At 55.5% G+C, this 22,622-nt stretch carries 18 protein-coding genes and 3 tRNA genes; 14 read left to right on the top strand and 7 right to left on the bottom strand.

All coding sequences use genetic code 11. The annotated features are described in order from the left end of the window. The first annotated feature begins 4 nt into the window (after positions 1 to 4). The gene (gene pstA, locus VLM75_15500) at positions 5 to 922 is read left to right on the top strand and encodes a phosphate ABC transporter permease PstA (GenBank protein HSV98326.1); all 918 of its coding nucleotides are present in this window, start codon (positions 5 to 7) and stop codon (positions 920 to 922) included. A gap of 45 nt (positions 923 to 967) precedes the next feature. On the opposite strand, the gene VLM75_15495 is transcribed toward pstA, so the two are convergent. The 4 genes from VLM75_15495 to pstB are packed head-to-tail and all read right to left on the bottom strand — an operon-like array spanning position 968 to position 4,862. After that, a complete protein-coding gene (locus VLM75_15495; protein ID HSV98325.1) occupies positions 968 to 2,704 on the bottom strand; it encodes an ATP-binding protein in 1,737 nt (578 codons plus the stop codon). A 23-nt stretch (positions 2,705 to 2,727) separates the two neighbouring features. Further along, positions 2,728 to 3,417, bottom strand: a complete 690-nt coding sequence (locus VLM75_15490) for a response regulator (GenBank protein ID HSV98324.1) — start codon at positions 3,415 to 3,417, stop codon at positions 2,728 to 2,730. A 24-nt stretch (positions 3,418 to 3,441) separates the two neighbouring features. Then, positions 3,442 to 4,092, bottom strand: a complete 651-nt coding sequence (phoU, locus tag VLM75_15485; protein HSV98323.1) for a phosphate signaling complex protein PhoU — start codon at positions 4,090 to 4,092, stop codon at positions 3,442 to 3,444. Between the two features lie 14 nt (positions 4,093 to 4,106). After that, positions 4,107 to 4,862 carry a phosphate ABC transporter ATP-binding protein PstB gene (gene pstB / locus VLM75_15480; GenBank protein HSV98322.1) on the bottom strand — a complete coding sequence of 252 codons (756 nt, stop codon included), beginning with the start codon at positions 4,860 to 4,862 and terminating at the stop codon, positions 4,107 to 4,109. Between the two features lie 531 nt (positions 4,863 to 5,393). Between pstB and VLM75_15475 the strand changes: the two genes are divergently transcribed. From VLM75_15475 to VLM75_15430, 10 genes are all read left to right on the top strand, one after another. Next, positions 5,394 to 7,112, top strand: coding sequence for a proline--tRNA ligase (locus VLM75_15475; protein HSV98321.1), 1,719 nt, complete (start codon positions 5,394 to 5,396; stop codon positions 7,110 to 7,112). A gap of 76 nt (positions 7,113 to 7,188) precedes the next feature. After that, a tRNA-Pro gene (locus tag VLM75_15470) sits at positions 7,189 to 7,262 on the top strand. 4 nt (positions 7,263 to 7,266) lie between these two features. Then, positions 7,267 to 7,340, top strand: a tRNA-Arg gene (locus tag VLM75_15465). Positions 7,341 to 7,683: 343 nt separating this feature from the next. Then, entirely contained in the window at positions 7,684 to 10,029 is a 2,346-nt protein-coding gene (locus VLM75_15460; protein HSV98320.1) for a penicillin acylase family protein, read from the top strand. A gap of 15 nt (positions 10,030 to 10,044) precedes the next feature. Continuing rightward, complete coding sequence (locus VLM75_15455; GenBank protein ID HSV98319.1) at positions 10,045 to 10,284, top strand: lytic transglycosylase domain-containing protein; 240 nt, start codon at positions 10,045 to 10,047, stop codon at positions 10,282 to 10,284. Between the two features lie 143 nt (positions 10,285 to 10,427). Continuing rightward, the gene (locus VLM75_15450; GenBank protein HSV98318.1) at positions 10,428 to 10,682 is read left to right on the top strand and encodes a hypothetical protein; all 255 of its coding nucleotides are present in this window, start codon (positions 10,428 to 10,430) and stop codon (positions 10,680 to 10,682) included. Then, positions 10,679 to 12,001, top strand: coding sequence for a CBS domain-containing protein (locus tag VLM75_15445; GenBank protein HSV98317.1), 1,323 nt, complete (start codon positions 10,679 to 10,681; stop codon positions 11,999 to 12,001). The genes VLM75_15450 and VLM75_15445 overlap by 4 nt, the downstream gene beginning before the upstream one ends. Before the next feature lie 220 nt (positions 12,002 to 12,221). Beyond that, on the top strand, positions 12,222 to 13,637 hold the full coding sequence (locus VLM75_15440) for an amino acid permease (protein HSV98316.1): 1,416 nt from the start codon (positions 12,222 to 12,224) through the stop codon (positions 13,635 to 13,637). A 30-nt stretch (positions 13,638 to 13,667) separates the two neighbouring features. After that, positions 13,668 to 14,918: a M20/M25/M40 family metallo-hydrolase gene (locus tag VLM75_15435; protein HSV98315.1), complete on the top strand. Its 1,251-nt coding sequence runs from the start codon at positions 13,668 to 13,670 to the stop codon at positions 14,916 to 14,918. 24 nt (positions 14,919 to 14,942) lie between these two features. Continuing rightward, positions 14,943 to 15,956 carry a M23 family metallopeptidase gene (locus VLM75_15430; GenBank protein HSV98314.1) on the top strand — a complete coding sequence of 338 codons (1,014 nt, stop codon included), beginning with the start codon at positions 14,943 to 14,945 and terminating at the stop codon, positions 15,954 to 15,956. A gap of 21 nt (positions 15,957 to 15,977) precedes the next feature. Here VLM75_15430 and VLM75_15425 read toward each other — a convergent pair whose 3' ends face one another. After that, entirely contained in the window at positions 15,978 to 16,433 is a 456-nt protein-coding gene (locus VLM75_15425; protein ID HSV98313.1) for a hypothetical protein, read from the bottom strand. A gap of 106 nt (positions 16,434 to 16,539) precedes the next feature. Here VLM75_15425 and VLM75_15420 point away from each other — a divergent pair. Both VLM75_15420 and VLM75_15415 read left to right on the top strand, forming a co-directional pair. After that, positions 16,540 to 16,611 (top strand) — tRNA-His (locus VLM75_15420). 419 nt (positions 16,612 to 17,030) lie between these two features. Beyond that, a complete protein-coding gene (locus VLM75_15415) occupies positions 17,031 to 17,852 on the top strand; it encodes an HAD-IIA family hydrolase (GenBank protein ID HSV98312.1) in 822 nt (273 codons plus the stop codon). Positions 17,853 to 17,883: 31 nt separating this feature from the next. Here the strand turns inward: VLM75_15415 and VLM75_15410 are convergent, their stop codons facing one another. Next, the gene (locus VLM75_15410; protein ID HSV98311.1) at positions 17,884 to 19,068 is read right to left on the bottom strand and encodes a phosphoglycerate kinase; all 1,185 of its coding nucleotides are present in this window, start codon (positions 19,066 to 19,068) and stop codon (positions 17,884 to 17,886) included. Positions 19,069 to 19,233: 165 nt separating this feature from the next. Beyond that, the gene (gene tatC, locus VLM75_15405; protein ID HSV98310.1) at positions 19,234 to 20,283 is read right to left on the bottom strand and encodes a twin-arginine translocase subunit TatC; all 1,050 of its coding nucleotides are present in this window, start codon (positions 20,281 to 20,283) and stop codon (positions 19,234 to 19,236) included. 254 nt (positions 20,284 to 20,537) lie between these two features. Between tatC and VLM75_15400 the strand changes: the two genes are divergently transcribed. Next, positions 20,538 to 22,559 (top strand): PAS domain S-box protein, encoded by a 2,022-nt coding sequence (locus VLM75_15400; GenBank protein ID HSV98309.1) that lies wholly within the window; start codon positions 20,538 to 20,540, stop codon positions 22,557 to 22,559. Positions 22,560 to 22,622: the final 63 nt, after the last annotated feature.

The following is a 22,622-nucleotide window of genomic DNA, read 5'->3' as shown; positions in this document are numbered from 1 at the left end:
CTGTATGGTGCGAACTACTTCACATTCGGGCGGGGATCCATTTAAAGAAGCTGGAAAGCTGAAACACAGGGCTGACATCGTAGAAAAGGTGATGTTCGCCCTGATGCGTTTTTTTTCTTTCGTGGTACTTGTATTTCTCGTGCTCTTGCTCGGATATATCTTCAAGGAGGGCGCGTCGGCCATATCGCTCAGCTTCCTCACGGAGATGCCGCGCAACGAAATGCGGGAGGGCGGTATTCTGCCCGCGATCCTGGGGACATTTTATCTGATGGTAGGCGCTTCGGTAATTTCGATTCCAATCGGCATCGTCACCGCTATCTACCTCTCCGAGTACGCCAGCAATCCCCGGATGGTGAAGATCATCCGTCTGGGCATCAATAATCTCGCCGGGGTGCCATCGGTCGTGTTCGGGCTGTTCGGACTGGGACTCTTTGTCGTGTATTTCGGTTTCGGAGTGTCGATACTCGCCGGATCGCTCACGCTCGGCATCCTGAACCTCCCGGTCATCATACGCTCGACCGAGGAGGCGCTGATTACGGTGCCCAGAACATTCCGCGAGGCGTCGCTTTCGCTCGGCGCGACCAGGTGGCAGACCATCTACAAGATCGTTATTCCAAACGCACTTCCGGGCATACTCACCGGCGTGATGCTGTCACTCGCAAGGGCGGCCGGCGAGACGGCGCCCATAATGTTCACCGCGGCGGCTTTCTATACGCCGACACTGCCCGATTCGATATTCAGTGAAGTGATGGCCCTGCCGTACCATATTTTCGTCATGGCAACGGCCGGGCTTTACATCGACGAGACGCGGCATATACAGTACGGTACGGCGATAGTCCTGATCATGCTCGTTCTTCTCCTCAACCTCGCGGGCCTTATCACCCGGTACCGTTTTCGCAAACGGATGAAGGGAAACCTGTGAGAGGCTGTTCTTTCAGTCCTGCCGGTATTTGAATCTCTCCCCCCGTCACGTGGCATACGGGATCTCAACCACGAACGCCGTTCCCGCAATGCCTGATTTTACCGAGATCTCCCAGCCCAGCAGATCGACCGTGTGTTTGACGATTGATAGCCCGAGTCCGGTGCCTCCCGTCGCGCGCGACCGGCTTTTATCCACCCGGTAAAAACGCTCGAAAATGCGCTCGCGTGATTCCTCGGGAATGCCGATTCCGGTATCAGTAACGGAGATGACGAGCGATGCCGGCCGTATTTCGGCTGTTACTCCTATGCTCCCGCCGGGCCTGTTATAGTTAATGGCGTTGTCGATAAGGTTGAAGAAGACCTCCTCAACAAGAAATCGGTTGCCCTTGACCTCCAGCCGGGAATCGCCGAGCTCGGGTACGAGGGTAATGCCCCGCTCGCGTATCTTTGGTGCGAGGATATTGACGCAGTTGGTGATGATGTCGACCACGCTTATCTGTTCAAGCGGGAAGACCGGGGCGGTCTCGAGCATATTGAGCTTGAGCATGTCGTTGATAATCGAGTTCTGGCGGTCGATGTTGAGCAGCGCCTTTTCGAGAAAGCCGGCGGTGGAAACCGGGTCGTGAAGGTGCTCGCGGATCGTTTCCAGGTATCCTTTCAGTATGGTGATCGGCGTCTTGAGTTCGTGCGAAAGGTTGCCGACCAGCTCGGTTTTTATGCGCATGATCCGTTTGCGTTCGGTGGCGTCGTGCACTACGATGAGGACGCCCTGCAGAGTCTTCTCCTCGCGGATGGGGTTGATATTGACCTCCAGGCTCACACCGCTGAGCAGTTCCATCTCGAAGCGCGATTTGTCCCCGTCAGCAAGGCTCCTTTCAATGCTCGCGTTAAGGGTGCTGTTCCTGATCGTCTCGTAAAAATACCTGCCGTGAGGCCGGGTCTTCATTTCCATAAGGACGCTGAAGGCTTTGTTCAAAAGCACTATCTTTTTATTGCCATCGATAACGGCGATGCCGTCGTTGATGTTCTCGATTGTGACTTCGAGTTTGTTCTGTTCAAGAACGAGCGTGTTGATTTTGTCCTGCATGGAGTCCGCGAGGCGGTTAAGCGACTTCTGGAGCCTGCCCACCTCGTCGTCGCTGTAGTTGAATATGCGCCTGGCAAGGTCGCCATGGGCGAAATCCTCGACGAAATCGATTGTTTCGTTGAGGGGCCTGGTTATGACCTTCGAGATGGCCATGTTTACGAGAAACGCCAGAAGGAGGAGCCCGCCTATTACTGACATGCTGATGTTGCGAACGCGCGCCACGCTCTGATCGATTTCATCCAGGGGTTTTGCGAGACGTATGATATAACCGTTGCTCCTCAGGGCGCTGTAGAGCATTTCGGTTCGAAGGGAATTGCTGTAGCGCATGCTCTCACCGTGGCCTTCCTCGATGCTCTGCCGGACCTCTTTTCTGAAGTAGTGATTGTCGAGGGTTTCCACGTCCCGGGAGGAGTCCCCGCGCACATTCCCGTTCAAATCGATCACACTGACGCGTAGATTGATTATCGAGGAGATACGTCGAACCTCGTCGTTCAGCGCGCGAAAATCGCGCGCATGCAAGGTGCCGCCGCGCTCAAGAAAGACCTCCGTGAGTTTGGCCTTTTCGGCGAGGTTCTTTCGGATGATAGACAGGTGAGTGTTCCTTGCCAGGTCGATGAAAAAAAAGAAAAAGAACAGTCCGATGACAAACGTCAAAGCCGTATAAAAGAATATCATTTTATATCTGAATTTGTTCAACACGACCTTGCTCCGTACGGCGGTTATTCCCTGAAGCCGTAGCCGACGCCTGAAAATGTGCTAATGATGTTTTTATATTTGCCGAGCTTTTTTCTGAGGTTCATTATATGCACGTCGATGGTCCGATCGATCACGTATACGTCGTCTCCGCGGATACTGTCGATGATGTTGTCGCGGGTGAATATCTTCTCCTGGTGTCTGAGAAAAAGAAAGAGTATCTCGAACTCGGTCTTGGTGAGTTTGACGCTCTTGCCGTCTATCTTGAGGGCGTATTTCTCGGGAAACAGCTCGACGCCCTTGTAGGCGATCTTCTTTTCGATGAGTATCTGCCGCGTCATGGTGTCGGTCCGTCTGAGCACCGCCTTGACGCGGGCGCCGATCTCCTTAATGCTGAATGGCTTTGAAATATAGTCGTCGCCACCGAGCTCGAGCCCGAGGACCCTGTCAAACTCCTCGGTTTTGGCCGAGAGAAATATAACGGGGACATCCCTGTAATCGGCGTTCGTACGCAGCGTTTTACAGAATTCGAAACCGTCCATCCCATCCATCATGATGTCGAGCAGGATAAGGTCGGGCAGGCCGTTTTTAAGCTCGGCCAGGGCATCCTCGCCGGAGGAAAACACGCGCACGTCGAAGTTCTGAAGCGAGAGGTTCACCTTCAGGATTTCCTGGATGTCCTTCTCGTCGTCGACGACAAAAATCTTTTTCTTCATGGGCAGTGCCGCCTTTTTTCGGGCTTACTGGTGGCGTATATCCAGGCCTTCGATGATGTACACAGCTTTTTCGGAGATATTCGTCGCGTGGTCCCCAATACGCTCGAGGGCCTTCGATACCATGATGAGCCCGAGCGCCTGGGTGATGGTATGCGGGTTCTCAAGCATGTACGAGATGAGCTCGCGGTAAACCTGAGTATTGAGGTCGTCGATGTCCCTGTCGCGGCCAATTACGCTTTTGGCGAGCGCAACGTTCTTCTCGGTTATGGCCTGGAACGAGTCCTTGATCATCTCGATGCACATCTTCGCCATGACCGGCAGGTCCACGAGGGGTTTGAGGGTCGGTTTGCCGTCGAGACGGATGGTCTCGCGCGCGATGTTCGTCGCGAGGTCGCCGATGCGTTCGAGGTCGGTATTGATCTTTAAAAGTGACAGCACCAGACGAAGATCGGCCGCGGCGGGCTGTCTGGTGACGAGTATCCGTATGCATTCCTCGTCGATGGCGATTTCGAGCTGGTCGAGCACTGTGTCGCGCTGCAGAACCTCCTCCGCCATGCGAACGTCGCTTTTCTTGAGCGATTGGATCGAACGCCCGATAGCCTCTATGGCGATATCGGCCATCTCGAAGACCTTGCTGCGGATGTTCTCCAGGTTCTGTTCCAGGTGGGTGGGCATTTCGTCCTCCTCGATCAACCGAATTTTCCGGTTACGTAGTTTTCAGTCATTTCGTTGTCGGGCTTTGTGAATATGATATCGGTCCTGTTGAGCTCGATCAACCTTCCCATATAAAAAAACGCCGTGTAGTCGCTCACGCGGGCCGCCTGATGCATGTTGTGGGTCACGATAACGATGGTGTACCGCTTCTTGAGGTCCTGGATGAGCTCTTCGATCTTCTGTGTGGAAATGGGATCGAGCGCCGAGGCGGGTTCATCCATTAAAATGATTTCCGGTTCGATGGCGATGGTGCGCGCTATGCACAAGCGCTGCTGCTGGCCGCCCGAAAGCTCGAGGGCTGACTCGTTCAGACGGTCTTTCACCTCTTCCCAGAGAGCGGTGTTCTTGAGCGAGGATTTCACGCGGCTCTCTATATCATAGCGGTTTTTCAGCCCGTTTATGCGCAGGCCATAGGCGATGTTCTCGAAGATGGATTTCGGAAAGGGATTCGATTTCTGGAAGACCATGCCGACCCTGCGGCGGAGCCGTGTCACATCGTAGTTGCGGTCGTAGATTGACATGCCATCGATAAGGAGCTCCCCCTCCACGCGGGTATTGGCGATGATGTCGTTCATGCGGTTGATGCACCGGATGAAGGTCGATTTGCCGCAGCCTGACGGCCCGATGAGCGCGAGGACGGTGTTTTTATACACCGGGAGGCTTATTTCGGTGACCGCGGGATTGTTCCCGTAATAGAATGTAAGGTTTTTTACGGAGATTTTTTCTTCCATCGGACCGATCCCTTCCGTTCACCCCGGCCGCGGTTACATATAGACCGTCCGGTAGTGGATAATTTACTGTATCCTTATAATCCGGTATTATTAAAGCATTTATGATGAATATATCAAGAAAATGTTAATAATCAATTGCCGGCGTGAAAGGATAATTTATTCTTGTCAATCAGGACGCTGTTGTGTAATCAGAACAGAAAAGGGAGTGACAAAAGTCGCGGGGAATATACTGTCTCGTGAAACGTGGCGATCTCGAGGAAGGGAAAAGGCCGAAATTTTCGGAACTTGATCCAATAAAGAGATTGCCACGCCCCGATACGCCCGGGGCTCGCAATGACAGGATGTCGCGAGAAACACGTCATCGCGAGGAGGCCGCAGGCCGACGCGGCGATCTCAAAAGACGGTACGCCGGTTTATGGAGCTTCGTGTAAAGAGATTTCCAGTCCACGATACGCCCGGGGCTCGCAATGACAGGCTATTCCCCGGGAATTGTCGTCCCAACAGATAACATTCAGGAGCGCGACTGCCATTATGAGATTCACCCGATACCTCGTGCCGACTCTCAGGGAAGACCCCTCCGACGCGGTTGTGATGAGCCACCGGCTGATGCTTCGGGCCGGCCTGATCAGAAAGGAATCCGCGGGCATGTACCTGTACCTGCCGCTCGGCTTCCGCGTTTTACGCAAGATCACCGACATCGTGCGCGAGGAAATGGAGCGCGCCGGCGCGCTCGAGTTCCTCATGCCCGAGCTCACCAGCGCCGACCTCTGGAAGGAGTCGGGGCGCTGGGAGGCCATGGGCAAGGAGATGATCCGCATAAAAGACCGCAACGGAATGGAATACGCCCTGGCCCCCACGCACGAGGAGGCCTTCACGGCCGCCGTGCGCTCCATAGTATCATCGTACCGCGACCTGCCGCTTAACGCCTACCAGATCAATACAAAGTTCCGCGACGAAATCCGGCCACGCTACGGCGTGATGCGCAGCAAGGAGTTTATAATGAAGGACGCCTATTCCTTCGACATGGACGAGGAGGGCCTCGAGCGTTCGTACCAGGCGATGCGCAAGGCGTACCGTAACATATTCAGCCGTTGCGGGATCGAAACCATTCCGGTCGAGGCCGACACGGGCTCCATGGGCGGAAGCACCTCCGAGGAGTTTATGGTGGCATCCGAGGTGGGCGAGGAGGTGCTGCTGCTGTGCGCCGCCTGCGGCTACAAAGCCAACCAGGAGCGCGCACAGTACCGCAGGAGCGAGGCCGCGAAATCGGACCAACTGGAGGAACTGCGCGTTGTCGACACGCCGAACGTCAGGACCATAGACGATCTGGCCGTCTTTTTTAAATGCGGGGCCGACACGTTTCTGAAGAGCATTGTGTATCTCGCCGACGGCAAGCCGGTAATGGCGGTGGTGCCCGGCGGCAGGGAGATCAACGAGGTAAAGCTTAAAAACGCCCTCGGCGCGCTTGAAGTGGAGCTTGCTACCGATGCGGTCGTGGAGCAGGTCACCTCGGCGCCCGTCGGCTTCGCGGGGCCGGTCAATAAAAAGCCGGTGCGTACGATCTTCGACCTCGGTATCCGCCCGGCTCGGAACGCCATCACCGGGGCGAACGAGAAGGACAAACACTACACGGGGGTCAACCCCGGCAGGGATTTCATTATTGCACAGGAGGCCGACATCACCTCGGCCGTAAAGGGTGATGCGTGCCCCCAGTGCGGCGCGGCGCTGGACGAGCGCAAGGGCATCGAGGTGGGGCATATCTTCAAGCTGGGCTATAAATATACAAAGTCCATGAACCTCACCGTGCTCGACGAAAACGGCAAGGCGGCGCATCCGATAATGGGGTGCTACGGCATCGGCATAAATCGCACCATGGCGGCGGTCATCGAACAGCACAACGACGATAAAGGCATCTCCTGGCCCATGACCGTCGCCCCGTTCCAGGTGCACCTTGTCGGTATCGCCAAATCAGAGGATGAAATCTCCGCTGTTGATGAGATTTACGGGATGCTCTCGAACGCCGGGATCGAGGTGCTCTACGACGACCGCAAGGCGAGCCCGGGCGTTAAGTTTGCCGATGCGGATCTCATCGGCATGCCCGTACGGGTAACCGTCGGCAAAAGTTTTTTCAAGGATGGCGAGATAGAGGTGAAGCTTCGCCGCGGGAGCGAGGTCGAGCGCGTTTCGAAAGATGCGTTCATCGGCCACGTCCGCGGCCTCATAGAAAAAGAGTGGGGCCGCATTTCCTGAGATCTGCGCGTACGTCAGCGTGAGAAAAATTCTGTTGACACGGTTTTTCGCGGGATATATCAGGATTCAATCAGCGCGGGGTGTAGCGCAGTCCGGTAGCGCACCTGGTTTGGGACCAGGGTGTCGTAGGTTCGAATCCTATCACCCCGAATACGCGCCAGTAGCTCAGTCGGATAGAGCAACAGCCTTCTAAGCTGTGGGTCACAGGTTCGATTCCTGTCTGGCGTGCAGAGGCGTCTGGACGAGCACGGTTCGTATATAAGGGCGGACGGTTATTCGGCGGTGATCAACGCGGTTTTGGGGGGAGCGTCAGCATATATCAGCCTGAATGGCAAAGTGGCCTCACAGCGAATGCTGAACGCGCCCGGTGCGCTGGCGGCTGCCATGATATCCGTATTTCAGGGTGCTTCTCGGGGATTGCCGAGCCTCGACCAGAAGGTTCAACCGCTCTCAGTGGTATCGATTCAACCTGGCATGGCATTGCCGGCATATCGCTAATTTTTCGTCTTTCCCCTCGCTTGACAAACCTTCCACCGCAGTGTATAAAGCTTCATCCACCAGGAGGTCGGCAATGAAAAAGCTGCTTATCGTCATCGCACTCGTCATAATCCTCGTAATCGCAGGCGCCTACTGTTTTCTGAGAAACGGCCTGCCGAACTATACTTCGGACATCACCGCGCCTGGACTTTCGCACCCCGTCAACGTCGAGCGTAACCGCTATGCCGTGCCCACCGTGACGGCGCGGACCATGGAAGACCTTTTCTTCGCCTGGGGCTTCGTAAACGCCCAGGACCGCATGTTCCAGATGGAATTCACGCGCAGGGTGGGCCAGGGCAGAATCTCCGAGTTCGCCGGCGAGAAGGAGCTTTCCAAGGACATCTTCCTGCGCGGCGTCGGCTTCAACGAACGCGCGAAGGACTATGCGAAAAAACTCGACCCGCGATTCCGCGCGCTCAATCAGCGATACGTTGACGGCGTCAATTATTACCTCGATAAAAACGGCCCGAACGCCTACATGAAGCTTTTGGGCATGAAGAAGGAGAAGTGGGAGATCTCGGACTCGGCGCTGGTGGGCATGATGTTGAACTGGAGCCTGGCCTACAATATGAAGCACGAGCTCCTCTATCATCGTATACTCAAAAAACTCGGCACGGAGAAGGGATCGAAGCTCCTCGGCCTCATCCCGGCCGGCACCCCGACCATCGTCGATGATATCGCTTCTTCCCGCGCGGGCGATGCGGCGTTCGCAATAGCGCTAAAAAAGCTCGACTGGCTGCTCGGATGCCGTTCGGCGTCGAACAACTGGGCCGTGGGTCCCGCGCTCACGGCGCATGGAGGGGCCATCCTCTGCACCGACATGCAGGTTCACCAGTCAAAGCTCCCCAACGACTTCTATTTGATACGGGTTCGCGCTGGCGATTTCGAGGCGACCGGGGCCCAGGTTGTGGGCCTCCCGTTTATCGCCTCGGGGTATAATAAAAACTGCGCCTGGGGGCTTACCAACCAGGGCGCGGACATGGTCGACCTGTTTAAAGAAACGATAAACTGGGACAAAAAGACCTATCGTCATGGAGGGAAGGAGATTCCGCTATCGGAGCGAAAAGAAGTGTTCGCAATAAAGGGCAAGGACCCGGTTACGAAGAGCATCTACTACGCGGGCAAAAAGCCCATTCTCACCGAGGTCTTCAAGGACCTCGGCTTCGATGTGAGCCTGGACTGGACGGGTTTCGACGCCATCGATTACCGGGGCTTTTTGCAAATGAATACGGCTAAAAATTACGAGGAATTCATGCGGGGAGCTAAAGCCATACGCATATCCCCGCAGAACCTGGCTTATGCGGACGACAGAGGCACTATCGCATTTCGGGTGATCGGATCGCTGCCGCTGCGCGAGAAGGGGACGGGGAACCTGATCCAGGACGGTGAAAAAGTGCATCGCAACTGGAAGGGCAACGTGCCCGACGACAAATATCCTATGGTCAAAAACCCGGCGCGCGGCTTTCTCGCCACCGCCAACAACAAAAACGTTAAGGACTATCCGTACGAGCTCAACGGCACCTACGCCCCTGGCTACCGGTACGAGAACATCGCGCGCATGCTGCGCGATAAAAAGGGCATCGACGTTGAATACATGAAAAAGGCCCAGACCGACACCAGAACGGTTCTCGCGCGGAAGATCCAGGATGCAGTCAAGAAACACGTAAAGATCGACGCCGGGGACGAAGCGGTAAAGAAGGCCCGCGACCTGCTGCTGGCATGGGACGGAAACAGCGCCGTCGATTCGGCCGGTGCATCCATCTACAATACCTTTTACGTGCGCCTGGCCTACCAGACCCTGGCGGACGAACTGGGAGAAGAAATTGCGACAGAATACATAAGCGAGCGCTATGTCAGCATGGAGCGTTTACTCGATATGGTCCAAAATGGAAGCGTCTTCTTCGACGATGTCCTGACCCCGGAAAAGGAGGGCATTGCCGAAATAGCGACGCGCGCCTTCGGCGAGACGTGTACGCTCCTGGCGAAACACTTCGGGACGGCCGAGCCTTCCAAATGGGCATGGGGGAAGATGCACGTAATACGCTTCGACCACGTGCTCGGCAAGTCGGCGCTGTTCAGGCCGCTGGTCAACTACGGGCCGTTCCCCTTCGAGGGCGACGGCGAGACGAACAATCGCGCGCGCTTTTCGGAGGTCGCGCCGCCGTTCGTCGCTGACCTCGCATCGGCCCCCAGAATCATCGTCAGCTTCGATCCGAAGCCGAAGGCGTACATGATGCTCATCACCGGCGAGAACGAACACTTCATGAGCAAACACAACACCGACATGATCGACGCGTGGCGGCGGCACGAGTATTTCTGCATGGAAGAGGAAGCGGTGATCTACGCCATGAAGATAAATCCGGCGGCGGCATCGAAATAATCGACGAGCGGGCTCGTGCAGGTTATGCCTTTCAGGTACCGCGGGGATGCCGGGGATCTCTACTGGCCCTGTCTCAACATCATGACCGGCACCGCCATCCTCAAACGGTGTCTCCAAATGGCCGGGGGGAACCCGCTCCTTGCGGCGCAGTACCACAACGCCGGCCCCAGCGGCAAGACGTTCAACGGTCCCATAACATCCGGATCGTCGAAAACCTCGCGCGCTCCTCGTTCGAAACGCCGCTTAAAAGCCTAATCGCCCGCCTGTAAACGGAACAGGTGGCCGCGGCCAGGCCCCCTTTCGGTTGACACACCTGATGCACTCTGACATACTAATCCGGAAAAGCGCCGGATTGATGTCGGACCGGTGCGTCGACTGTGTCGGAGGTGCGGCTGAGCGTGCGTTTTGAAAACGTCTTCATCATAGCCGATATTGAGGGATCGTCCGGCTGTCGAGATTATTCCGTATCGTCGTTCCTCGCCGGATCATGGCCCGGGGCCTGCCTCGACATGACGCGCGATATTGCCGCCGTTACCGACGCGCTCCTTGCGGCGGGAATGAAAAACGTCACCGTACTGTATCCGAACAACCATGAAGGCATGAAGACGGAAACCGCGGAAACGGCCTTTGATGCCGGGTCGGGCCGCGCATGAACATCATCATCGGCCATACAAACATGGACCTGGACTGCATCGGCTCGATGGTCCTCGCACGGCGGCTTAACCCCGGGTACGTGGCGGTGCGCAGCAGGCTCATCCATCCGGTAGCGCAGAACCTCTATAATATCTACCAGCCGGTCATTGATTTCCGTCAAATCGAGGAGGTAAAGAGCGGACCGGTTGAAAACGTCATCGTTGTGGACACGCGCTCCATGGGGAGAGTCAAGGAATTCGCCTCGCTGATCGGCGCGCGCACCGGGACGGTCACCATTTACGACCATCATCCTGCGGACTCGGCGGACATCCCGGGCGCGACCGTGTGCGGCAACTCTTTCGGCGCCAACACCACCTTTTTCGGGATAGAGCTCATACGTCGCGGCGTCGTCCTCGGACCGGACGAGGCCACGATCGCGCTCGCCGGCATTTACGCCGATACCGGCAACTTCACACATGAGAGCGTCACCGCTGAAGACTTTATGGCGGCCTCGTTCCTCATGGACCAGAAGGCCTCGCTCGCGGTCGTGGCAAGGGTGCTCAAGTCGCTCAAGGAAGAGCACCAGATGTCGCTCTTCCAGCAGATCTTGAATGAAATGGTGTACCAGGACTTTCAGGGAAACCTCGTCGGCCTGAGCTATGTCGTAATGGACCGGCAGGCGGGCGGGCTTGCCGCGGTGGTGGAAAAGATATTCGACGTAGAGGACGTGGACGCGCTGTTCACCGTTTTCAATTTTAAGGACGAGAAAAGCGTGCTGATCATTGCGCGAAGCAGGCACGATCGCATAGCGGTTAACGATCTTATGAGGCGGTTCGGCGGAGGGGGCCACGAGCGGGCCTCGTCCGCGCTCGTCAAGGGAAGAACCGGAGGGGAGGTGTTTCGCGAGTTCATCGGTCATATCGATTCATCGCTTGCGCCCGCGGCGGTCGCCTCCGGACTCATGACGCGCGATGTGCCGGTCGTGTCGCAGGGGTGGACACTGCTCGAAGCGTCGATGTTTCTCGAATCATCCAACTTTACGGGAGCGCCGGTTGTCGATGAAAACGGCGCACTTTCGGGGATCATTACGCTCAGGGACATCATGAAAGGCAGAAAGGCCTCGCAGATGCACGCTCCCGTAAAGGCGTACATGACGAAGAAGCTCATTACGGGAACGGTATGCACCACCGTCAGGGAGCTCGAGGACATCTTCTTTAAAAAAGGGATCGGTCTTATTCCCATAATCGAAGACGGCAGGATCGTTGGAATAATAACGCGTAACGATTACTTGAATCATATATATCCCGACCGCGCTGGCCACACGCAGGGCACCGGCTGACTTCAAGGCGCCGAATTGCGCCATGGCGGCGAAGAAATAATGATTGATTTTTTTAAGGACGACGGTAAACGGAGGACGATATGATAGTGATGTCGTGCGCGAAACAAAGCGCGAAAAAGCTATCTTCCGCTTTCTCCACAGGTCGCGCCCTCGCTTTCCGAAACAATCGGAATAAGTACGACGAGAAGGCGGGAGAGTTCCTCACAGAAACAGGTATTCGATGACCGGCGGCCGGCCGGCGCAGGACTGCTGCGGCCCTTCGATTTTCTCCGAGGAAACCGAACTGCGCCGCGGACTCGGCTTCCTCGAAACGGTATCGATCGTCATAGGGCGGATAATCGGGTCGGGAATATTCCGCACGCCCGGGCCCATAATGGCGCTGGTCGGTTGCACATCGCTGTTCGCGCTGGTGTGGATAATCGGCGGCGTCATCACCATCTTCGCCGCCATGTGCTACGCCGAACTGGTGGCAATGATGCCGAAATCCGGCGGCCCGTACGTTTTCCTGCGCGCCGCCTATCCTCCGGTGTTTACCTTTCTGCGCGGCTGGGCCATGTTCTTCGTTTCGGAGACGGCCTCCATCGCGGCGGTCGCACTTGTGTTCGCCGAATACTCGGGCGCGCTGTATGCACTCGCTTTCGGCGTGCCGATGCCGGGGCCGGCGGTCATCGCCGTCGCGCTTTCGACCATCGGACTCCTCACCGCGGTAAACTGCGCCGGGGTCTTCCTGAGCGGCGTGATCCAGAATGTGTTCAGCTTCATTAAGGTAGCGGCGATCGGCGCGGTGATCGGTATTTGTTTTACCGCGCAGGGAAGCTTTTCGCATTTCTCGACCCCCTTCTGGCCGGCGGAATGGAACTGGGCAACTGTGCTCGCGGTCGGCGCCGCGCTGCGTTATTCCTTTTTCGCCTACAGCGGATGGGAGGGGGCGACGTATGTGGCCGAGGAGGTCCGAAATCCGCGGAAAAACCTGCCTCTGTCGTTGTTTATCGGCATTGCGGGCGTCCTGATACTGTACGCCGGCGCAAATTCGGCATACCTGTACCAGCTTCCGGTCGATGCCATTAAGGGGTCGAGCTGGATAGCGGTGGACGCGATGCAGGCGGCGATCGGTGGCGTCGGCGGGGCCATGATATCGATCGCGGTAATGGTGAATACCTTCGGGAACGTCAGCACGCAGATACTCTGCAAGGCGCGCACCTGGCAGGCGATGGCGCGCGACGGCCTCTTTTTTAAAAAGTTCGCGGAGATACACCCGAAATACAAAACGCCGAATTACTCAATGCTCTTTCAGGGCCTCTGGGCCGGCGTGCTTCTCCTGTTCGCTGCGTCGGCGCAGCATTCGTATGAAACGATTATCGATTTTTTCAGCTTCACCGGAACGGTCTTCAATATCATGACGGTATGGTCGGTCGTGGTATTGAGAAAGAAATACCCCGACGCAGCGCGTCCGTACCGGGCATGGCTGTATCCGTACAGCATTATAATCGTGATAGCGTTTTACTGCGCGTACATGGCCGTTACGCTTATCACGGCCTTCGTGCCGTCGATTCTGGGAATACTGCTTACATCGACGGGCCTGCTCTATTATTATCGCGACCGGATATTCCCGAAGGCGGCGAAAATACGGCGGTGACGGCCCTTCGGAGACGCACAAAGGAGCCATATGGAAGGATTGAGCGGAGATGAAATAACGCGCATGCGGGCATTCCTCGAGGAGGGGATGCCGCGCTACATCGCGATACTCGGGGAGATGATCGCCATCAACAGTTTCACCGGTAACGCTTCCGGGGTGAACCGCCTCGGGCGCTACACGGCCGAACTCTTCGGCAGGCTCGGTTTCGAGGCGGAATACGTACCTTCCGCGCACGGCGACGAATGTGGCAGCCATCTTGTTCTTACACGTACCGGTACGTCAGCGCTTCGAATCGGCTGCGTCTCCCACCTCGACACGGTCTTTACGGAAGATGAAGAACGGGACAACGATTTCAGGTTCCGCATTGAGGGAGACAGGGTCTATGGCCCTGGCGCGAACGACATAAAGGGCGGTACGGTGGTAATGCTTATGATGCTCGAGGCGCTTCTGGCCGTCGCTCCGCGTATTTTCGGGGCCGTTTCGTGGGTGCTGCTTTTCGACGCCACGGAGGAAACCGAATCGGACGACTTCGGTGCGCTCTGCGTGGAGCGGATCGGTCCGGCCGGAGCCGCCTGCCTTGTATTTGAGGGCGGCGACATGCGCGACGGGGCCTTTCGACTCGTGACGGCGAGAAAGGGCCGGGCGGTGTTCAGGATAGTCGCGACGGGGAAGGGCGCGCACGCGGGAGTGAGCCACAGGGAGGGCGCGAACGCGATCGTGCAGCTTGCGGAATCGGTACTTCGCGTCTCAGAACTTACCGACTATGAACAGGGGCTGACGGTAAACATAGGCTATATCGAAGGCGGCATAGCGATAAACAGGGTCGCCCATCTGGCCGAGGCCGTGGGAGAGATACGGGCATACGAGCATGAGGTATTGGCACAGGGCCTGAAAGGGCTTGCGGCAATTAACGGACTTTCGACCGTCGCCTCGGCGGATGGGGTATTTCGATGCCGCACATCGGTCAAGGTCCTCAGGAAAAATCCGGCCTGGCAGGAAAACGACGCGACGAAACGGCTTTTCGGGTATTACCGGCGGGCCGCCGTTTTGATGGGAATGGAGGCCGAACCCGTGGCGCGCGGGGGGCTGAGCGATGGAAACTTCACCTGGCGGTCGGTGCCGACAATCGACGGCCTCGGCCCCGAGGGCGCAAACGAACACTGCTCGGAGCGTAGCGCCGACGGAAGCAAAGACCAGGAGTATGCGCTGGTACCGTCGTTCGTACCCAAAGCGATATTGAGCGCTCTGGCGCTCTGTCTTATCGTGGCGGGAAAAGATTAAATTAGATTCGGCGGCCATATATCGATGCATAATCGTATAACGATCAAGCTCTTGACTTCCATGCTTGCCTGTATCTTCATCTCCCCCGGGCTTTCAGGAATGGGTATAACGGAGGGGCCGGGATATGTTGAAAAGAAACCTTACCACTACGCGCCCATGGATGCCGCACGCATGGAGTGGGACAGAGGCCTTTTCAAGCTCGCCCTCCGGGCGAGACGGTTCGCGCAGGGAAACGCGGTAAACGCGGAAATCATCATCCCCTCAAAAGTGAAATTCCCTTTGCCGCAGATGGAATATGACGGTCGCACGGTCCCGGTTGTCAGGAGGGATTGGGGATACGCTGGATTGTTCGCGATAGCGCCCGATGGAAAACAGGGAAAAAAGACGATTACCGTCTCCTGGGAGCAGGGCGCAAGCAGGACCATTCACTATTTCCACATAACGATAAAACGGACCGAGTTTATGAAATTCACCAGGGCGATCGACCTGGGGCGCTTTTCCAATATCAGCATAGTACCGCCGCCCGATGTCGTGGCATTTATAGAGCAATGCTCCCGGAGAAAACGCGAGGTCTTCAATAAAAATACATCGGGATTCCTGAAAGGTCCCATCTCCCACCCGCGGGACGATCATTTCATCACCTCGCCGTTCTGGGCAGGCCGCAAGTACCAGCGCTATAAGGTCGCCAGAGGCAAGCGTTTTTACCTGGAACCTTCCACCAACGCCCATTCAGGCGTCGATCTTCGGGGAGAGAGGGGAGACCCGGTATTCGCCATTGCCGGAGGCAGGATCGCGATCGCCCAACCGATGTATTACGAGGGGAATTACATAGTCATCGACCACGGCGCCAGGATATTCTCCTCGTACATGCATCTGGACTGTTTCGCGGTTAAAGAGGGCCAGAAAGTCAACACGGGAGAGCTTATCGGCCATGTCGGAAACACGGGGCTTTCGACGGGGGCGCACCTGCACGTGTCATTTTCGATACAAGGGGTGTTCGTCGATCCGCTCAGTCTGCTGTACACGGGACTGCAATAAACAACCGCGTGCCCGCAGGGGTCATTGCTCCACGAATCGGTCGTCTTTCCATTCGCCGGTGACGCTTTTGCCGTTGCGCAGCGTGTAGGTCCCGTTGCCGTGCCGAAGCCCCTTTTTCCACTGACCGCGGTACGTGTCGCCGCTCGCCCATCGCATCGTTCCGGTCCCGTGCGGGGCGCCGTCGCGCCAGGAGCCCTCGTAGCGCGAACCGTCTTTTTTCGAATAAACGCCATTTCCGTGCCTGCGGCCGTTTTGCCAATCCCCCTCGTAGCGGTCTCCGTTGGGCCATTTCATTATACCCCGACCATGCTGCGTGTCGTTCTTCCATTCGCCGGAGTATTCCGTCTGGTCGATCCATAAAAAGGTGCCCAGGCCATTGGTGCAGTCGCCCTTTTCGCAATCGGCGTATGCGCAGGGAAGCGGGGAGAGTATACAGGCAGTTAAAATCAAGGAGGGAAAGTACTGTTTCATCTGCATGGCACCTTCGACGTTGGTTTTCAGACCGAAAAAAACTTGACAGTCCACCGACTGATTTTAGTATAAGCGTCGCCGGGAAAAGCTCTTCTTTTTCCGGCGTGTCATGGTGGATGTAGCTCAATGGCAGAGCCCTGGACTGTGGCTCCAGTGGTTGCGGGTTCGAGCCCCGTCGTCCACCCATGGTTACCGTAATGGAAGGAGATTATACGGCCTCCATTTTTTTGACCCCGCACGCTTGGTTTTTGCGCGATTAATTCAAGACAGCCCAGAGCCTTGCGAACCGGCGGTATTCCGTTCTCCCGGGTGCCGTCTGTGGGGACCGCTTATTATCGCCCGTTCGGGCGGACAGACCCAAATCGAAGGCTTCCGGCATGACCATGCGAAATCGCGTCATTGCGCAAAATATAATGCGAATGAATTATATTTGATAAACGGCGATGGAAATGCAACAATATTTCGATGTGACCGTGGAGTCTTGTCGAGGGGCTGCGGCCCGGGCATATGCGGGGAACGCAAGGATTTATCGACTCCGCCGCGGGCGAACCCGCATTTTTGGTTTCCGCGGCATCTCTATTAATACAGGTAAAGGAGTGCACCGTGAAAGGTATTACGCGCGATGACAGTTATAAAAAGGCATTCCTGATCGACATGGACGGAGTCATCAATAAGGGAAATACGCTTATACCGGGAGCGAAGCATTTTGTTGAGCGTCTGAAGAAGAGCAGGTATCCGTATCTTTTTATAACCAATAATTCGTACCACACCCGGCGCGAACTCAGGCAACGCTTGCACGGCATGGGAATCGACGCGGACGACACGCATTTTTACACCTCGGCAATGGCCACCGCGACATTCATCGAGTACCAGAAGCCTGGCGGTTCGGCGTATGTTATCGGCGGGCGCGGTCTCATCGAAGAACTAGACCGGCACAATATACGTATTACCAAGGACAAACCCGACTACGTCATCGTCGGAGAAACGGACGAATACGATTACCTGCGGATAATGGAGGCGACGTTTCTTATTCAGGAGGGAGCGCGGTTTATCGCCACCAACCCGGACATCACCGGGCCGACACCGCGGGGACCCGTTCCCGCCTGCGGGGCGCTTGTCGCCCCGATAGAGCGGGTCACCGGAGTCCGGGCGTATTTCCTCGGTAAACCAAACCCGGCCATGATGTACTGGGCGCGCAAGCACATCAAGGTCCATTCGGCAAATTGTTTCATGATCGGCGACCGCATGGACACGGATATCGTGGGCGGACTCGAGGCGGGAATGACCTGCTGCCTGGTGCTGACCGGGGTGACGACGCGCAAAATGGCCGACAGGTTTCCCTATCGGCCTGATTATATCTTCAACAATATCGGTGAAATCGATCCGCGGAAAATATTGTCGCGCCGCGAACGGACAAAGCAGTAACGAGCCGCGGATGGAAAGCGGGTGGCCCGCGCTATTTGTCGAGTGCGGCGATTGCCGGAAGCGTCTTCCCTTCGAGAAGCTCCAGGAACGCGCCCCCGCCTGTCGAAATGTACGACATTTTATCAGCGTAACCCGACCGGTTTATGGCCGATACGCTGTCCCCGCCGCCGATGACGCTGAGGCAATCGGACTCTCCGACGATTTTTGCGATCGCGTTGGTCCCCACGGCGAACGCGGGGTTCTCGAATGCGCCCAGGGGGCCGTTCCATACCACGGTCTTCGATTTCCGGATGATGTCCGAATACAGGCCGATGCTTTCCGGGCCGATGTCAACGCCTTCCATGTCTGTCGGCATGGCGTCGAAACGGGCAAGGCTCTTTTTGTCGGCGCTGTCCAGGTCGGGAGCGACGACGATATCGATCGGAAGCACAAGATTGACCTTGTTTTTTTCGGCGAGTTCGATGATGGCCTTCGCCGTGGAAACATGATCGGTTTCCAGGATCGATTTGCCGACGTCATACCCTTTTGCTTTTAGAAATGTGTATGCCATGCCGCCGCCTATTATAAGATTGTCCACCCTGCCGAGGATGTTTTTAAGGGCATCGATCTTGGACGAGATCTTGACCCCGCCGATGATTGCCGTGGTGGGGCGGGTCGGGTCGAGCATGGCCTTCCTGAAATACTCGATCTCGTTTTCAAGCAGGAACCCGGCGGCGCACTCCTTGACGAAATGAGTGATCGCCTCGTTCGAGGCGTGGCCGCGGTGGGCGGTCGCGAAGGCGTCGTTGATATACACGTCGGCGAGTTCGGCGAGCTTTTTGCCGAACTCACGGTCGTTTTTCTCCTCCTCGGGATAAAACCGGATGTTCTCGAGGAGTGCGACGTCGCCGTCATTGAGTTTGGCGAGCATTTCGGCGGCACCGGCACCGATCAATTTATCCACGAAAAGGACCTTCCGTCCGAGAAGCCCGGACAGTCGCTCGGCGACGGGGGCAAGGCTCATTCCGGGAACCACTTTCCCGTCGGGACGACCGAGGTGCGATACGAGTATGACTTTCGCGCCGCCGTCAATACAATGCCTGATCGTCGGGAGCGTGGCGGTAATCCTGGTGTCATCGGTGATCGCCATCGATTTGTCGTACGGTACATTGAAATCAACCCTGATAAACGCGCGTTTTCCGCGCAGTTCGAGCGATTTGAGATATTTGACAGCCACGGCCCCCTCCCGCATCCGGTGATATTTAATAATTACAGACCAGCAGACCTGTCGCGAATCCAAAGAAATTCGTACGACATTCCGTCAAAAGCCGAACGCAAAACACCTTCCCCCATGCAACGCGACAATTATACAATTCGAAAATAACGGCGAGTCAAGAGAATTTTACGGTAGTCCGGCGCGTTCACTGCGCTTTTTCCGCCTCACCATGAACTTCGAGATGACGATCGATATCTCGTAAAGGAGCATGAGCGGGAACGCCACGAGCGACTGGGTGAGCGGGTCAACGGTGGGAGTGATAACAGCGGCGAGTATCCAGATGATAACGATTGCGTATTTGCGCTTGCTTACCAGAAGCGCGGGCGAGACGATTCCGATTTTGGTGAGAATCATTATGACTATCGGAAGCTCGAAGACGACGCCGATGGCGAGGCAGAAGAGCATGACGAAATTGAGATACTGCATCGCATTGATCATGTTGGTCATGTCGTCGGGGGTGAAGCTCAGCAGGGCCTTTATGGCGAACGGGAGCGTTAAATATGTAAGTGTCAGCCCAAGATAAAAAAGGAAGAGCGCCGCAACCACGGAGAGGCGCGCGAACATCCTGTCGCCGACCCCGATGGCGGGCGATATGTACTTCCAGAACTCGTACACGATAACGGGAAAACCGAGGAGTACTCCGGCGAGCATGGCGGCCTTGAGCCTGAGGAGGAATCCGTCGATCAGGTTAAAAACATTGAGCTTGAGGCCGGTGGCCAGATAAGGCTTGTTGATGACCGCCAGAATGTAATCGGAAAAGAAAAAGCCGACAATCATGATGATAAAAACCGTAAGCAGCGATACGAGAAAGCGGCTCCGGAACTCGTCGAGATGCGAAACGAGGCTCATCGGAATGTCGCCGCGGGTCCTGGCGTCGGGATCGATGGCGGTTTCTTCGCTTGCTGGGGTTGCCACTGCGGTCACATCGCGTTTGGTGAGCTTTGACGGGGACTCCCCGCGGCGCGAAGGCTTTTTTATCATATCGGCGGGTCTGCGTGCCATATCTTTGCCGGTCGCCGACGATTTTCCCATAACATTCTTCGACGCCTTGCCGGATTTTCGCGCGGATATTTTTTCGGCTTTGCCGGGCTTACGCGAATACGGGCCGGTGGGGGTCTTCGAGGACCTCTTCTTCGGTGCCGTCTTGTCGGCGCTGGGGGACTTTTTCTTTGGCACTGGAACTCCTTCTGCGGTATCCGCGACAAACTCTATCAGGCAGAGAGGCGGCTGTCGGCGTTTTCACGCATCTGCGCCCATGTATGATACCGGAGCGCATCCGAAATGGACGAACCGACGACCCCGCCGCGCGGGGACACCGACAGTGATGTGACTAAAAAGCCCCGATGATGTCAAGTATTTTCAGGTATTTAAATTTAGCTTGCATATCGTTTTAAAACGAAGTATAAGAAAACATGCTTGGAAAGAGCGGTATGGTCCCGGGCGGAAAGCCCGAAGTATACAGGGATTTTTTTCAACGGATCATCGATGATTCAATCGATGGGTTTTTCGTGCTTGATGAAAAATTCAGAATCGTTTACTGCAACGAATCGTTCGGGAAACTGTTCCGGGGGGCCGGCCTTTCAAGCGGCGATGTTTCCCTCCTGAAAATTTCCGCCCGAAACTCAAAAAAACCACTGCTGAGAAAGCTCGAAAAAGTGCGCAAGGAAGGGAGCTCCGAATCGGTGGAAATGGAGGTTCACCCGGAAACCGGCATGCGGTTTTGCCTTATAAGCCTCAACCCGATGCGCTCGGGAGGCAAGAGTAACGGTTACATCTATGGTTTCGTGAAAGACATCACCGAAATAAAAACACTCCAGCACCAGCTTGAAATAGAGAAAAACTACAACCGTAGCATAATCGAAACCGTCAACCTCGGATTTGTATTTGTAAATGATTATAACGAGTACCTGGATTTCAACAATGAATATCTATCCATAACGGGAAAGAAAAAGGAGGATCTCGAGGGGAAGACATTCTACGACTTTACCGCCCCGGAATACATCGAAGCTCAGCGCAGGCTTATGGATGAGATGAAAAAGACCGGCCGGTCATTCATCTATGAAAAAGAGTTTGTTCGCGATGACGGCTCCAGGGTCCCGGTAGTTGTCTCAGTGTCAAGACTCGTAAACAGCGAAGGGCAAAGCATTGGGAATTTCGCCTTCATCCGCGATATATCCGACCAGAAAAATATTGAGCGCGAGCTGAAGGAACAGAATAAGCGGTTTCAGGCGCTTATCGACATATACAATACAATATCGGCGCGATTCCTCAAATGCGAAGGCGTCGACGAAGTATTCCAGGCAATAGGTGAATCGATCGATTCGATGATGAAACCAGGCGCAATGGAAATATTATACAGGGCGGGCGGGGGATTTAAAACGATCAGCCCGCAAGAATCTCTGCTCAGGACGCCTGAATCGATAATAGATGAAAAAACCTCGCTGATGGTACGCATGCTGGTGAGCAAAAAAGCTTCGATATTCCTGGAAAATCTCCAGACACAGCTCAACGACGAGGACCGGCAGAATTTCCCCGGAATTCTGAAAAGCAATTCGGCGGTATTCATACCGTTAACGGTAAAGAGTGAGATCGTCGCCATTATCCTCCTCGGGTTTGCCTCTTCCGTTTATGACTTCGACACAATAGTGCTCAACATTCTGATGGGGATATCAAACCTGGCCTCGATAACCCTTGAAAAAATTCGTTCGATCGATGAACAGGTCCTCATGAAGGACGCGCTCGATCGTTACGAAAGGCTTACGGCGATGGGCAGGATAATCGCCGGCGTCGCGCACGAAATCAACAATCCGCTTTCGATCATGCAGCTCGATCTGGACGAGTTAAAGACGATGATTGAAGACGGTTCGGCCGGCGAGGTGAGCGGAAGCATGGAGCTCATGCATTCGCTGCAGGAGGAAATAAGCAGAATATCGGGGATAGTGAAGCAGTTGAAGGATTACGCGAATCCGGCAAGCGTGTCGATGGACAACGTCCAGGTGGATGACCTGTTGAAGAATTTCCCGATAAAGATATATCTTAAAAATCTTTTAAAAAAGGGCATTACGATCAATATGAAGCTCGGCGCCGGCAAGGCGAATATACTCATACCGAGGAACCGCCTCATACAGGTTTTAATGAACCTCTTCTCGAACGCGGACGATTCAATAGAAGAGAAGGAACACGGATTAATCACAATAGAAACTGGGCGTGTACTACGCGGCGTACCGATGGTGTATATTTCCGTGCGGGACAACGGAGCGGGGGTCGCGCCGGAGAACGTGCAGAGGATATTCGAACCGTTTTTTACGACCAAAAAAAGCGAAGGTACGGGGCTTGGGCTTTCAATATCGTATTCGATCGTGAAGAGCTACAACGGCGAGATAACCGTGAGCACCAGCGAAGCCGGAGGTTCGGAGTTCATCGTATATTTTCCCGAAAAGACCGCGACATAAGGATAAAAGGTTTCAGAGGTGCGCACGGGGGAAGTTTCGGTGTACACTATGTAATTAAATGGT

This window comes from Spirochaetota bacterium (assembly GCA_035477215.1).
Classification (GTDB): Bacteria; Spirochaetota; UBA4802; order UBA4802; family UBA5368; genus MVZN01.
This window is presented reverse-complemented; position numbering and strand designations above follow the sequence as displayed.